Here is a 13423-nt window from a genome sequence, read left to right on the forward strand (position 1 = left end):
CATCCGAGGTAAGCTCCATGTGACCTATGAGGAGATGGTCCACCTGCTCAAATCGAGCGGGTCAAACTACAGAAGCACTTCATTTCCTGCAGCGACCGGATTCTGGTGATTCTTGAGGGAAGGGATGCGTCTGGGAGGGATGGGACCATCAAGCGCATTGTCGAACACCTTAGCCCCGCGTGAAACGGGTGTCCCGACCGGCATCAACGTGACTGGTCGAGGTTTTGAAAAAATTGACACGCCTCAGAAGCCAGACCCGGCCCATGGCAAGGCCATCTACACCGCGCAATGTGCGTCCTGCCACGGTGGCGAAGGCCAGGGTACTAAGAATCCGCAAGGCGGCTATGTGTTCCCTCCGGTCTGGGGCAAGGACTCGTTCAATGTGGGCGCTGGCATGGCGCGCCTGTACACGGCGGCCGCGTTCGTGAAGCACAACATGCCGCTTGGGCAGGGCGGAACGCTGTCAGCCCAGGACGCGGTTGACGTCGCCGCTGACTTCACGCAGAAGCCGAGGCCCGATTACGCTGCATGGGTGAAAGACTGGCCCAAGGGGGACCGCCCGAAGGATGCACGCTAGCTTCAGTCGAGGCACGGCCGGTGTCGGCGTTCCGCACTAGCTTGCGCTATATCAAGAACCGACGTCCAGCAAGAGGCAAGACTATTTCAGTAGCTCTCGCTTCAAAAGCTGGATGTGCAGAGCAGCAAGTCCATTCCGCTTTTCGTCCACACCGTCTTGTTATTGACAAGGAGCCTGCAATGCAAGCAAATGTTGGAACCATTGACCGAATCCTCCGGATTGTTATCGGGTTGGTCCTGATTGGTCTGGCCGCGACCGGAGGCATTGGCGCCTGGGGCTGGATTGGCGTCCTGCCACTTCTTACCGGCATAGTGCGCATCTGTCCTGCCTACAGCATTCTGGGTGTGAAAACATGCTCGACACCGAAGGCTGGCGCAAAGTAGTTCGATGTCAACCAGTTGAGCAGCCGAGGGGCTGCTCGCGTCAATGATGTTGAACGATGGTTCAATCGCCGTGCGCATTTCCTAGACGATGGAGGCTTCATGAGTGGCATTCCGGAATTCAAGACCGTAGTCAAAAATGTGTCTGCGCAAATGCGCCGCTTGCGTGAGACCCAACCTGACTTGATGACAGCGTTCTCCCAACTGGCTGCGGCCGGTACCAAAGAAGGTGCGCTAAGCAAGAAGACGAGGGAGTTGGTGGCATTGGGTATTGCCGTCGCTTGCCGTTGCGACGACTGCATTGGCTTTCACGTCCAAGCGCTTGTCAAGCTGGGAACCGCGCGAGCCGAATTGGAGGAAGTGCTGGGAACAGCCGTGTACATGGGGGGCGGACCGTCCATGATGTATGCCACACACGCATTGAAAGCCTTCGAGGAATTCACGGCCGACGCGTAGCCCGACCTGGTTATTATCGAATGGCTTTTTCTCTGCGCCGCATGTGTACTAGCTGCATTGCCTGGCTGAGCGCAGTCCCGCTTTCTACCCGACAGGTACCTCGCAAATGAAAAAGACCTTTACTTGTGTCGCTCTGGCAGTTGCTGCCTCGACCGTCCCGCCGCTTGCCAACGCTGCCGATGTCCAGCGCCAAGTCGAAATCGCCGAGCGAGGCAAAAACGTCATGCCGTTCAACCTCAAGGCTACAACCCATATATTTACCAAGACTGCTGTGGGTGGAACGCAGCGCGTTATAGCCAAACATGCTGGCGACAAAGAGCAGACCACGCTGATTAGGGAGCATCTGCAAGAGATAAGAAGCCAGTTCATCGAAGGCGACTTTTCCAGTCCATCATACATTCACGGCAATGACATGCCTGGCCTGACCGAGCTTCGTTTAGCAAAACCGGGGCAAATTGCCATTGAGTACCGGGAGGTCGCCGACGGCGCCGAACTCGACTACCGAACATCAGATGCCAAGTCCGTTGCGGCATTGCACAACTGGTTCGACGCACAACTCGCCGACCACGGACCGGATGCCGTCGAGGGCCAGCGGCATCATCATGGTGACATGCCCAAGCCGTGATTGAGGGTTCCCTCCTTCAAGTGTCGCCACTGTTGCCCATGCGGCATCACAGAACCTCAACACGCCGCCGCTCTTTGCGCGCTGTCGTCATGCGGTCGGTCGGCGGAGCAAGATTGCATAGGCAGTCGGATTGGCTAACCAACTGGCTCGCCTGCGGTTGGCTCCGTCGCTACGGATGATGCGTCGTGCTACTTGGCTGCCGCCAGCATGTAGTCAACGGCGGCTTTCACCTCCTCATCGGAGGCGCTTCAGCCACCCCTGGGGTAGCCTCATACCGAGTCCGCCCAGCGCATGCGCATACAACGTTGCCGGCCCAGCTTAATGCGGAGGCTCATGAGGCCTCGTCGCCAAATCTCGGTGCAGTCATTATTTGTTGGAGGCCGATATACCGGTCATTCATGTATTGCCGCTGCTTTAGCTGCTCCGGTGCCGCATCGCGGATATCGATGAGAACTACCGTTTTTCGGACTTCAACAGATCCGACAACTCATTGGACTCCTCGGGGATCGTCACAGGTCGAGACTTGATGCGCTGGCGGTGGCGCCCAACGTGTCAACCAAGTCTGATTGCGGCATAGCACGGGCCAGAAGCGAGGCCAATGCGTCGGGTGAGTTGCGCAAACACGTACTGACCCGTGCACTAAATAGTGCGCAAATCAGGCTGCGTAGCAAACATGCTTTTCCTGAAAAAGGTTACGGATGACATGAGGATGCTTCTGCAGGCGATGCAGATCGCGACGCACGCTATCGATCATTTCCGTCTTGCTGGTCGGCCGGCCCTTGCCCATCGCGTTGGTTTTCACATCCTGATTGAGCAACTCATCGGGGTTCAGCTCGGGACAGTATCCGGGCAGCCGTATCAGGCGCAGCCGCTCAGCATTTTCCGCGACGAATTGCCCGACTGACGGACCTGAAGCCGTGGTATGCAGCGAAGCCATCATTCCGCGGCAAATATTGATACGCGATCTTCTTAGTTTGCAGCGCCTGCTACGCGGCCTACGATTCAGGTTTCCCTGTTCTCAGAACGCCGAAATCGCGGGTAGCCGTCACGCGCTGACCAGCCCGCGCTGCAGGGCGGTTTTGAGCATTGAGAAGACATGCCGTGCAACAGGATTGACCGCATTGGGACGCGCCCAAAGGTAGTAGGTGACATCGGGCAACCGCGGCAAGCCATCGTTCTCGCCCAGGATACGCATGTCCGCCGTCAGCAGGTCGATGCTGCGCGCCGTAATGCCCAATCCACCGCGCAGCGCCGCCTTGATGCCGATCAGGCTTGGTGCCAGATAAGCGATACGCCAGGGTACACCAGCATGCGTCAACGCCTCGAGCGACAGCTTGCGAAACAGGCTCGGCTCATCGGCCAGGATCAGCGGTACCGGCGTGCCGTGCTCATAGACAAAATCCGCCGAACACACCCAGATCGTAGGCGTGGTGCGCAGCACAATGCCTTCGAGTGTATTGTCCTCGCGCGTGGAAACGGTCAGGTCAATTTCGCCGCGCCGCAGCGATTCCATCAGGAATGGGCTTCTGCCGACATGGATCTCCAGCCGCAGCGCCGGCGACGACCGAGCAATATGCGACAGCAGCACCGGAAGGATGGTATCCGCCACATCGTGCGGCGCGCCAATGCGCAGCGAGCCGGTCAGGTCTCCCTCGCGCAGCATTCGGAGCGTCTCGTCGTTGATGGTCAGCAGCTGCCGCGCGTATTCCAGCAGCTTCTTGCCATGCCGCGTCATCTGCTTGCCACGGCCCTGGCGCTCGAACAGCGTCAGCCCAAGCTGTTCTTCCAACCGTTGCATCTGCTGGGTGACGGCCGATTGCGTGCGTTGCACGGCTTCGGCGGCGGCGCCAAAGGTTTCATTGTCGGCAATGGCCACCAGTGTGCGAAGCAGGTCCAGATCGAGGTTACGCATTCATTAGTCCTGCTAATGGGTTTTCGTCGCGCATTAAGTGGTTTTCAGGGCTGATGTTCATTACAGTGAAACACGAAACAGCGTTCTACCCCTCAAAAACAGAGATTACAAGGATCGATTGCATCATGTCCATCACACAACAGCGCCAGGCAGCCGTCGGAGAGACCATCGAATCCATTAAGAATATCGTAGATAAACGCGCCGTCACGCGCGCCAGCTTGGCCGATGTCCTGTCCCATGTGGAAGAACTGGCCGCCCGCACCGAACTGTGGGGCGAGACCGACTTCCCGCCGCCCGAGCCCGGTGAACGCCAGGCGCGTTACCTGATCACCGAGGATCCTGACCAGACCTATGCGCTGTACCTGAACGTAATGCGTCCGGGCAAGCGCATCCCGCCGCACAACCACACCACCTGGGCCTGCGTGGCCGGTGTCAGCGGCATCGAATTCAACGATGTCTACACCCGCACCGACGATGGCAGCCAGGCCGGTGTGGGCACGCTCGAATATTCGCATACCGTGGAAGTCGGCCCGCGCTGTGGCATCGCGCTGCTGCCTGACGATATCCATTCCGTGGAAATCCAAGGGGAAGACGTCATCCGCCATCTGCATATGTATGGTCGGGCGCTGGAAACGCTGACCGAACGGCTGACGTTCGACCTCGAGACCGGCCGCTGCCAGATCATGAACGTGGGCGTACAGACCCGCCGCTAAAAGAAAGCCTGAACGGGGGCCTGAGCCATACCGTCAGGCCGCCCACTCCTGAGATCCGCCCCGACGAATTTCCTCTCCGCGGAGAGGGCGGCCACCCTTTGCCCAAAATTTCATGAGCCAAGCTTCCTATACCGCTGTCGACGCCGTCACCCTGAAGGGCTGGCTGCACGATGCCGACGAGATCGCCCTGTTCGATGTGCGCGAACACGGCCAGTATGGCGAGGGCCATCCGTTCTATGCCGTGCCGCTGCCCTACAGCCGGCTCGAACTCGACATCGGCCGCCTGGCACCTCGTACCGATGCGCGCATGGTGCTGGCCGATGACGGCGACGGCGTGGCGCAGGCCGCAGCCGCCGCGCTGGCACGCCTTGGCTATACGAACCTGTTTGTCCTCGATGGCGGCGTCCCGGCCTGGCAGGCCGCCGGCTACGCGCTGTTTGCCGGCGTCAACGTGCCGTCGAAGACCTTCGGCGAACTGGCTGAGCACCACTACCGCACCCCACGCGTCACCGCGCAGGAACTGGCAGCCATGCAGGCCGGTGCCAATGCACCGGTGGTGCTCGATGGCCGCCCGACCGGCGAATTCCGCAAGATGAATATCCCGGGCGCGATCTGCTGTCCCAACGGCGAACTCGCCTATCGCCTGCGTGACCTGGTGCCCGACAGCACCACGCCGATCGTGATCAACTGTGCGGGCCGTACGCGCAGCATCATCGGTGCGCAATCGCTGATCAATTTTGGCGTGAGCAACCCGGTCTATGCGCTCGAAAACGGTACGCAAGGCTGGTACCTGAACGATTTCACGCTCGAACACGGCGGTACCGCACGCTATCCGGAGAACGCGTCGCCACGCGAACTCGATGCCGCGCGCAACGCCGCGCAGGCGCTGGCCGCCCGCTTCGATGTGCCGCGCATCGCCGCCGCGCAGGCCATTGCATGGCTGGCCGACAGGTCGCGCACCACATTCCTGTGCGACGTGCGCACCCCCGAGGAATACGCCACACAGACGCTGCCCGGCGCGCAACACACCCCTGGCGGCCAGCTTATGCAGGCTACCGATCAATATGTCGGCGTGCGCCGCGCTAGGCTGGTGCTGTTCGATGCCGAAGGGGTGCGCGCCATCGTAGTGGCCAGCTGGCTGCGCCAGATGGGCCATGACGCCGTGGTACTCGATGGCGGATTGCAGGCAGGACTCGTGGCCGGAGTCAAGGCTGCGCACGGACCCGCATATCGGGTGGCCGCGCCGGCCACCATCAATGTCGCGCAGTTGGCCGCCGGAATGGCCACGCAATCGATGCTAGCGCTGGACCTGCGCGGCAGCATGACGTACCGCGCCGGCCGAATCGCCGGCAGCCACTGGTCTACGCGTGCGCGATTGGCACAAGACCTGCGCGGCGTGCCGCACGACACCACGCTGGTGCTGATCGGCGATGCCGACGGCGATGATCCCGCTGACCTGGCCTTCGCTGACCTGCACACGCTCGGCTATCGCGATGTACGCCGGCTGCACGGCGGCTTCGGCGCATGGCGGGATGCCGGCCATGCCGTGAGCCGGGGCGCCGAGACCCTCCCCGATGCGCGGTGCATCGACTACCTGTTCTTCGTGCACGACCGCCACGACGGCAACAAGGCCGCAGCCCGCCAATACCTGGCTTGGGAAACGGGGCTGATCGGCCAGCTCGACGCGCAGGAATTGGCCACCTTCCGTTTCAGGCCTCTCGACTGATTCCCACCCGAACCTGCAAGTCCGCCACGACAAACCTGCCAAAAGAGAACGAGGTCGCCCCATGTCACGCCCGATGTCATCACGCTTTCCGCAGCTTCTGGTTGCAGCACTCACCTTCACCATGTTCGGCGCCGCCACGGCGCAGCCGCTGGCGCCGGTCAACGATTATCCGTCGCAGTCGCTACGCATCGTGTCGCCGTTTCCCGCCGGCGGCGGCAATGATGCCGTGACGCGCGTGGTGGCCGCGCGGCTGTCACAAGTGCTAGGCCAGAGCGCGGTGACGGACAACCGCGGCGGCGCCGGCGGCAATATCGGCACGCGCTATGTGGCGGAGTCGAAGCCCGATGGCTATACGGTGCTGACGTCGCAGGTATCGATCATGGCCGTAAACCCGACGCTCTATCGCGCGCCGGGCTTCGACCCGATCAAGCAGTTCATTCCGGTCACGCAGATCAACGCTGCGCCGCTGGCTATCGTCGTCTCCACCAACGCCCCCTGGAAGTCGTTCGAGGAACTGGCAGCACAGGCCAAGGCGCAGCCGCAGAAGATCACCTTTGCCACGCCCGGCAACGGCACGCTGTCGCACCTTGTGGGCGCGGTGCTTGACAAGGACAGCAAGGTCTCGCTGCAGCATGTGCCATACAAAGGTGCCGGGCCGGCCATCAACGACCTGCTCGGCGGACAGGTAGATGTGCTGATCACGTCCACCTCGTCGGTGGCCGGTTTCATCCAGACTGGCCGCATGCGGGCATTAGCCGTCACCAGCCCGCGTCGTCTCGGGGTATTCACTAAGGTGCCGACCCTTGAAGAACTGGGCTATCGCAATGCACGCTTTGAGGACTGGTACGGCTTCTTCGTGCCGGCCGGCACGCCGCCCGAGCGCGTGGCGCTGCTGAATCGTGCCATCGTGCAGGTGCTGCAGATGCCCGACGTGGTGAAGACCATCCGCGACAGCGGCAGCGACGTCATAGCCAACAGCTCCGAAGCATTCGCCGTACAGCTCAATCAGGACATCTCCCGCTGGTCGCAGATCGTCAAGCTGTCCGGCGCTCATGTCGACTAACGGAAGGCACGAACCTTGCGACGTCTCCCACAATCGTGAGCCACCCCACAGGCCAACCATGACGAAAGCGCTCCCAACACGCCTTGCCCATGCCGGGCGCATATCCGCTGTGTCCGGCGGCCAACCGGTCAACCCAGCCGTGGTGCGTGCGAGCACCGTGCTGTTCGAATCCGTTGCCCAGCAGCGAGAGATGCGCGCGCGTCGCGATACCGAGCGCCTGTTCACCTACGGTGCGCGCGGTAACCCCACCAACTTCGCGCTCGAAGACATGGTGACGATGCTTGAAGGCGGCTATCGCACACGCCTGTTCCCGTCGGGGCTGGCTGCGGCGGCGATGACGATCCTAGCCTATGTACGCCCCGGCGAGCATGTGCTGCTACCCGACTGCGTCTATGAGCCAGTGCGCAACCTGGCCAACGGCTTCCTGCGCCAGCACAGCATCGCTGCCGACTTCTATGCGGCGGACGGCTCCGACCTCGATGCGAAGCTGCGCCCGGAAACGCGGCTGGTCTATGCGGAAGCCCCCGGCTCGTTGGTCTATGAAATGTGCGACCTGCCCGCGCTGGCGGAACGCGCACATGCAAACGGCGCACTGGTCGCCGCCGACAACACCTGGGGATCGGGTCTGCTGTATCGCCCGCTGGAACTCGGCGCCGATATCTCCCTGATGGCCGCCACCAAGTACCTGTGTGGCCATTCCGACGTGATGATGGGCACGGTCTGCACCACCGAGGCCGCCTGGCAACCACTGGCGACGATGTCCGACTCCTTCGGCATGGCCGTGAGCCCCGACGATTCCTATCTGGTCCAACGCGGGATCCGCTCCCTAGGCGCGCGTCTCGCGCAACATCAGGAAAGCGCATTGGCGGTGGCGCAATGGCTGCTCGATCGCCCCGAAGTCGCACAGGTCTTCTGCCCTGCCCTGCCGCACGATCCCAATCACACGCTGTGGCAACGCCACTGCCATGGCACCAATGGCCTGCTCTCTTTCACCTTGCATTCGCAGGCGCCGGTGGCGCCCGAACGCTTTGTCGACAACCTGCAGCTGTTCGGCATCGGTGCCTCATGGGGCGGCTTCGAAAGCCTGGCGGTACTCGCCGACATGCGCCGCGCGCGCAGCATCAGCGACTGGTCATCGCACGGCACCGTGATTCGGCTGCATATCGGCCTGGAGGCCGTGTCCGATCTAATGTCCGACCTCGATCAGGCATTCGCCGCCATCGCTCACATTGAATCGACTGAACAGGAGTCCTCCCATGCCCATCATCGGTGACTGGTTGCGCCAGCAATCCGGCCCCGCCCGCACCAGCGGCCAGCTGCCTGTCGGCTCGATGGCCTCGGGCGTGAGCGTCACGCTGCCCTATGTGGCGATGCGTGGCGCGCAACCGGCGCGATGCCTGGGCACGACCGCAAACGGTGATTGTGCAGGACATCTGGTGGACGGCCACGGCACGCCATGCCGATATCGTGCTGCCAGTGACCACAGCATTGGAGCGCAACGATATTGGCGGTTCTTCGCGCGACCGCCACGTGCTGGCAATGCACCAGGCCATCGCGCCGCTGCATCGGGCACCCGCGGCCACCAGCCTGTGGCGCGTCAGGCGGCGCGGCCGGATCACCGCCGATGAAGGCGGCCTGTTCATTCCGGCCACGCGTGCCGGGGATCTGGTGCATGAGGGTGCGTCGATCGGGGACACGCTCAAGCTCGATGCCTCGCTCACGGCCGTCAAGCCGTTCACGCACGACGGCATCCCAATCGGCCTGCGCAGCGATCCGGTCGTCCACACCGGCGAACGGCTGGCCTTCGTGGAAACTCAACTCGTAAAGCACTTCATACAGAAAAGATGATGCTCTACCATATCGGTTGATATGGAGATAGCATGGGCAGAACGGAGATAGACCGACTGGTTGTTGTGGTGGGGCACGCGATTGCCAGGCACCGCATAGCAGCCAACCTCACTCAGGAACAGGTGGCGGAACGGTTGGGGATTGGCAACGAGGCGGTCTCCCGAATGGAGCGTGGCGTCGTCATGCCCACGATCGCGCGCCTGGCCGAGTTGGCTGACATCTTCCAGTGCGACACCTCGGAACTGCTGACCGGGGCCAGCACCCGCTCCAGCGATCAGGCCAACCATCTCTCCCGGCTACTGACGAAGGTCAGCAGCCCGGACCGCGCCATGATCGTGGCCATGGTCGAGACCCTGACCGCGCGACTAGCTCGTCGCTGATCCGCTCCACTTCCGTTACCCTCAGTACCCCTCCGGTAAGAGCAGGGTCGTGACCGAGCGATCTGCCGGGGCGCGTTCATATAAGTTGGGGAGGCCTCCAAGGGAGCGGGCGCTAAGAGCATCCGGGCACCGCGCCGGCGCCCAGCGATTGATGGTTGCAGGCGAAGCTTGGCGATTAATTGCATTTCAATTTCGGCGTAACGGCTTGGCCTGGAACGGGGGCGCCGCCACTGGCGGAAGAGCGCAACCACGGCGACCGCCAGGAAATCCCGTCCGTCGCGCCCATCGATAGCCTCCGACCTCTTCGCCGCTCAATTCGTTATCCCGATGCCATGCCTCGACCTGCGCGCCAATTTCGTCGACCTGACGCTCCAGCATCCTTCAGATGCTCCAGCAGCCGCTGGACGAGCAGACGGAACGAGCCTGGCAACTCATTGGTCGCATCCTCGATCAACTCCGGCACCTGCCTGGCAATACTCCCGATACCCTGGGGAACTACTAATCCAAACTCGGCCAGCAAACCACGAATCTGGTTGGCCTGCGAGGTGCGCGCTTTCACGAAGCCCTGACGCGCACGATGCAGCGCCAACACCGCCTGCTGCTCAACATACTTGATCGGCACAAACCTCATGTTCGGCCGTGCTACCGCTTCGCAGATTGCCTAGGCATCGGCCGCATCGTTCTTGTTCGTCTTGACATACGGCTTGACGAACTGCGGCGCCATCAGCCGCACCGTGTGACCGAAGCTCTGCAGCTTTCGAGCCCAGTGGTGCGCGCTGCCACACGCCTCCATCCTAATCACGCCCGGCGGCAGAGTCGCAAAGAACTCGGCCACCTGGGCACGCTTGAGCTGCTTTCTCAACGTCGCTTTGCCCAGCTCATTCACACCGTGGATCTGAAACACATTCTTCGCCAAAGCGATGCCAATCGTCGTGACCTGCATGAGGGATGCTCCTGTTTGAGAGATTGCCATGCTCACCAGTTTGGCACTCATGTACCTTCACGGGGAGGGGCGTCCATCCCATTAACGCCCCGATGAAGATATGGAACGTATGATGTCAAAAGCAGCCAAGATGCGGCGCAGGCGATACCCGCAAATGGAGCTGTGCCACAACGTTCCATGGGACTAAATTACAGCAATGCCGAGACCCCTTTCTCCTGCCTCTGAAACAGCTGGCACCAGACGCATGCCCTACCGGATCGACCGGGAGTTCGCGCGTGGCCTAGTCTGGTTCCGGCGCGACCTGCGCGCCGACGACCATGCAGCGCTGCACTATGCCCTCAAGCACTGCCGCCAAGTGTGGTGCGTATTTGTCTTCGATCGCGAAATCCTTGACCCGCTGATTGCCCGCGGACGCAAGGTCGATCGGCGTGTAGAGTTCATCCTGAGGTCGTTAGAGCCGTTACGCAGGACGCTGACCGATGCGGGCGGTGGCCTGATCGTGCTTGACGATACCGCGCGCGATGCCATTCCTCGGCTGGCGGCCGAACTCGATGCAGAAGCCGTCTTTACGAACCACGACTACGAACCTGCGGCGAAGCGGCGTGACACGGCCGTAAGTCAGGCACTGGCTTCCGACTTCCGGGTGCTGTTCACATTCAAGGACCAGGTTATCTTCGAGGCTGACGAGCTCATGACCGGCCAGGGCCAGCCGTTCAGCGTCTTCACGCCGTACAAGAATGCGTGGTTACGCGGAGTGCAGCCGTTCGACCTTCGACCGTATCCAGTCGACAAGTATCTGGGCGCGCTGGCACCGGTGCCCCGCCAGTATCAAAAGGCTTCGCCAATGCTGGACGATCTCGGCTTCGCTGTCAGCAATCTCGCCGAGATTGCGATGCCCACTGGCAGTGATGGCGCCCGTGCACTATTCGACGAATTCATCGACCGCATCGGCGACTATGGCAACCGGCGAGATTTTCCCTCGCTGCGCGGCCCGAGCTACCTGTCGGTACACCTGCGCTTCGGCACGATCTCGATCCGCACGCTGGCGCGAGCCGCGCTCGACGCCGTACTGCGCGGCGGCAGCAAAAGCGCCGGCGCGGCCGTCTGGCTGTCCGAACTGATCTGGCGCGACTTCTATTTCATGATCCTCCACCACCATCCCCGCGTGGCCGACGGAAAGTCTTTCCGCCCCGAATACGATGCGCTGCGCTGGGTCGACTCTGTCACGGGCGACAGATACTTTCAGGCATGGTGCGACGCACAGACCGGCTATCCGCTGGTCGATGCCGCGATGCTGCAGATCCGCCAGAGCGGCTACATGCATAATCGTCTACGGATGGTGACTGCAAGCTTTCTCGTCAAGGACCTCGGCGTCGACTGGCGACGCGGCGAGCAATATTTCGCCGACCAGCTCAATGATTTCGATTTCTCGGCAAACAACGGCGGGTGGCAGTGGGCTGCATCAACGGGCTGCGATGCACAGCCGTACTTCCGTATCTTCAATCCGGTCATGCAATCGGAGAAATTTGATCCGCAGGGGCGATTTATCCGCAAGTACTTGCCGGTGCTGGCACAGATGCCGGACAAGTACATCCATGCGCCATGGACGGCGCCGGTGAATGTGCTGGCTACAGCGGGGGTGAAGCTTGGGGAGAACTATCCACCCCCGATCGTGCAGCACGACGTTGCGCGGAAAGAGACCCTTGAAAGGTATGCGGCGATAAAGAAATCGATGCGCACCGAGTTCTAGATCGGCGAACTTCAGCGCGCTCGTCGGGTGGCGCCGCTGCGCCGGAATCTCGATGCCTTCGAGCCAGGCGTTCAGTTCGGCCGGCGAGAAGCCGCCCTGGGCCAACGCCGCCAGCGAGGGAAAGCGGCGGCGCTCGAGTCGCTCGTACCACAGCGCGAAGCCAGTACGGTCCCAGTAGAGGATCTTGACCTTCGAGCGGTCGCGGCCACGAAGACGAACAGGTGACCCGACAACGGGTTCTGTCCTAGCAGCGGCTGCACCAGATATGACAGAGCGTCGATGGACTTGCGCATGTCGACCGTATCGCGGCAGATGAAGGCTCGCACATCGCCGGTGATCAGCACCGTCCGCCTCCCAGTTGCCCGAGCACAAAGCGTACGATGCGCTCGGCATGCGCGCCGGTGAGTTCGATGCGCGCGCCGGCCAGTGCGATCACTACATGGTCACGCCCCCTCGATGGCGCGATGTCGGCCACCGCTTGCACGGCGGGTGCTGTGCCCGTGGCCGCCGCGATGAACGCGGTGTCGGCGGTCACCGTCAGAGGCATCACAGCCGGCTGGTCGTGGTCCACGCGCTTGCGCCACAGGCCAGAGGTGCTGACCGCCAGGCCATGCTGCCGGCAGAAAGCGCGGATGCCCAGCCCGCTATTGTTCCACTGCGCCACCATCTCCCGCCAGAAGGTTTGATCATGCCGGTAATACCTCGTCCCTTCGTGTCCACTACTGCCGTCTCGATGCTCGGCCATCGCTTCACTCCTTATACCGTGAAGCCGCTACCTTCTCATCGCTGCTCCTGCCTCACCAGATGGGTTCCGCTGACGCTTACGATCGCGCGGGAAAGGCATGCGGCGCGCTGTCGCTGGCTCTGCACGGTGCTCTATCTGGGCGGGCTGCGGCCTTTGGATTCACCGGCACAGCCATGGGCGCATTCCTCGGCCAGCGCAACGCCCAGGGCGTCAAGCAGGACGGCCGGCCGTGTTGCCTCACGAAGGAATGTTACCTGACGAATTGTTGTCGTTTCGCTTTCTTTCTTCTCTTCTTTCGTGGTTTG

14 protein-coding genes and 3 pseudogenes are annotated in these 13423 nt (G+C 61.9%); 12 read left to right on the top strand and 5 right to left on the bottom strand.

Features of this window, described 5'->3' with window-relative positions; translation table 11 throughout:
• Position 1: 1 nt before the first annotated feature.
• The 5 genes and pseudogenes from AC3WL8_RS21150 to AC3WL8_RS21170 form a co-directional block, all read left to right on the top strand.
• Positions 2-177, top strand: a pseudogene (locus AC3WL8_RS21150) (polyphosphate kinase 2); the annotation flags it as partial.
• Positions 140-577, top strand: coding sequence for a c-type cytochrome (locus AC3WL8_RS21155; protein ID WP_492378732.1), 438 nt, complete (start codon positions 140-142; stop codon positions 575-577). The pseudogene AC3WL8_RS21150 and the gene AC3WL8_RS21155, both read left to right, overlap by 38 nt.
• 179 nt (positions 578-756) lie before the next feature.
• Positions 757-960 carry a YgaP family membrane protein gene (locus AC3WL8_RS21160; protein ID WP_153956691.1) on the top strand — a complete coding sequence of 68 codons (204 nt, stop codon included), beginning with the start codon at positions 757-759 and terminating at the stop codon, positions 958-960.
• A gap of 99 nt (positions 961-1059) precedes the next feature.
• The gene (locus AC3WL8_RS21165; RefSeq protein WP_153956690.1) at positions 1060-1413 is read left to right on the top strand and encodes a carboxymuconolactone decarboxylase family protein; all 354 of its coding nucleotides are present in this window, start codon (positions 1060-1062) and stop codon (positions 1411-1413) included.
• 106 nt (positions 1414-1519) lie between these two features.
• The gene (locus tag AC3WL8_RS21170) at positions 1520-2038 is read left to right on the top strand and encodes an aspartate carbamoyltransferase (RefSeq protein ID WP_153956689.1); all 519 of its coding nucleotides are present in this window, start codon (positions 1520-1522) and stop codon (positions 2036-2038) included.
• A gap of 655 nt (positions 2039-2693) precedes the next feature.
• Here AC3WL8_RS21170 and AC3WL8_RS21175 read toward each other — a convergent pair.
• Together AC3WL8_RS21175 and AC3WL8_RS21180 are read right to left on the bottom strand one after the other, a co-directional pair.
• The gene (locus AC3WL8_RS21175; RefSeq protein WP_153956688.1) at positions 2694-2978 is read right to left on the bottom strand and encodes a transposase; all 285 of its coding nucleotides are present in this window, start codon (positions 2976-2978) and stop codon (positions 2694-2696) included.
• A 105-nt stretch (positions 2979-3083) separates the two neighbouring features.
• Positions 3084-3950: a LysR substrate-binding domain-containing protein gene (locus AC3WL8_RS21180; RefSeq protein ID WP_013958670.1), complete on the bottom strand. Its 867-nt coding sequence runs from the start codon at positions 3948-3950 to the stop codon at positions 3084-3086.
• A 125-nt stretch (positions 3951-4075) separates the two neighbouring features.
• Here AC3WL8_RS21180 and AC3WL8_RS21185 point away from each other — a divergent pair, with 125 nt between their 5' ends.
• The 6 genes from AC3WL8_RS21185 to AC3WL8_RS21210 all read left to right on the top strand — a co-directional run bounded on the left by AC3WL8_RS21185 (position 4076) and on the right by AC3WL8_RS21210 (position 9680).
• Entirely contained in the window at positions 4076-4663 is a 588-nt protein-coding gene (locus AC3WL8_RS21185; RefSeq protein WP_153956687.1) for a cysteine dioxygenase family protein, read from the top strand.
• Between the two features lie 112 nt (positions 4664-4775).
• Positions 4776-6389, top strand: coding sequence for a rhodanese-like domain-containing protein (locus tag AC3WL8_RS21190; protein WP_153956686.1), 1614 nt, complete (start codon positions 4776-4778; stop codon positions 6387-6389).
• A 61-nt stretch (positions 6390-6450) separates the two neighbouring features.
• The gene (locus AC3WL8_RS21195) at positions 6451-7452 is read left to right on the top strand and encodes a Bug family tripartite tricarboxylate transporter substrate binding protein (RefSeq protein WP_153956685.1); all 1002 of its coding nucleotides are present in this window, start codon (positions 6451-6453) and stop codon (positions 7450-7452) included.
• Positions 7453-7510: 58 nt separating this feature from the next.
• Positions 7511-8725: a cystathionine beta-lyase gene (gene metC, locus AC3WL8_RS21200; RefSeq protein WP_211982921.1), complete on the top strand. Its 1215-nt coding sequence runs from the start codon at positions 7511-7513 to the stop codon at positions 8723-8725.
• 143 nt (positions 8726-8868) lie between these two features.
• A complete protein-coding gene (locus AC3WL8_RS21205; protein WP_492378733.1) occupies positions 8869-9300 on the top strand; it encodes a molybdopterin-dependent oxidoreductase in 432 nt (143 codons plus the stop codon).
• 32 nt (positions 9301-9332) lie between these two features.
• Entirely contained in the window at positions 9333-9680 is a 348-nt protein-coding gene (locus AC3WL8_RS21210; protein ID WP_492378734.1) for a helix-turn-helix domain-containing protein, read from the top strand.
• Between the two features lie 309 nt (positions 9681-9989).
• On the opposite strand, the pseudogene AC3WL8_RS21215 reads toward AC3WL8_RS21210, so the two are convergent.
• Positions 9990-10623: pseudogene (locus AC3WL8_RS21215) on the bottom strand (IS110 family RNA-guided transposase); the annotation flags it as partial.
• Positions 10624-10819: 196 nt separating this feature from the next.
• Here AC3WL8_RS21215 and AC3WL8_RS21220 point away from each other — a divergent pair.
• The gene (locus AC3WL8_RS21220; RefSeq protein ID WP_211982917.1) at positions 10820-12373 is read left to right on the top strand and encodes a cryptochrome/photolyase family protein; all 1554 of its coding nucleotides are present in this window, start codon (positions 10820-10822) and stop codon (positions 12371-12373) included.
• Positions 12374-12469: 96 nt separating this feature from the next.
• On the opposite strand, the pseudogene tnpB reads toward AC3WL8_RS21220, so the two are convergent.
• Positions 12470-12666, bottom strand: a pseudogene (tnpB, locus tag AC3WL8_RS21225) (IS66 family insertion sequence element accessory protein TnpB); the annotation flags it as partial.
• A 44-nt stretch (positions 12667-12710) separates the two neighbouring features.
• Positions 12711-13118: an IS66 family insertion sequence element accessory protein TnpA gene (gene tnpA, locus AC3WL8_RS21230; RefSeq protein ID WP_492378735.1), complete on the bottom strand. Its 408-nt coding sequence runs from the start codon at positions 13116-13118 to the stop codon at positions 12711-12713.
• Positions 13119-13423: the final 305 nt, after the last annotated feature.

This window comes from Cupriavidus sp. FW305-F7, from assembly GCF_058782875.1.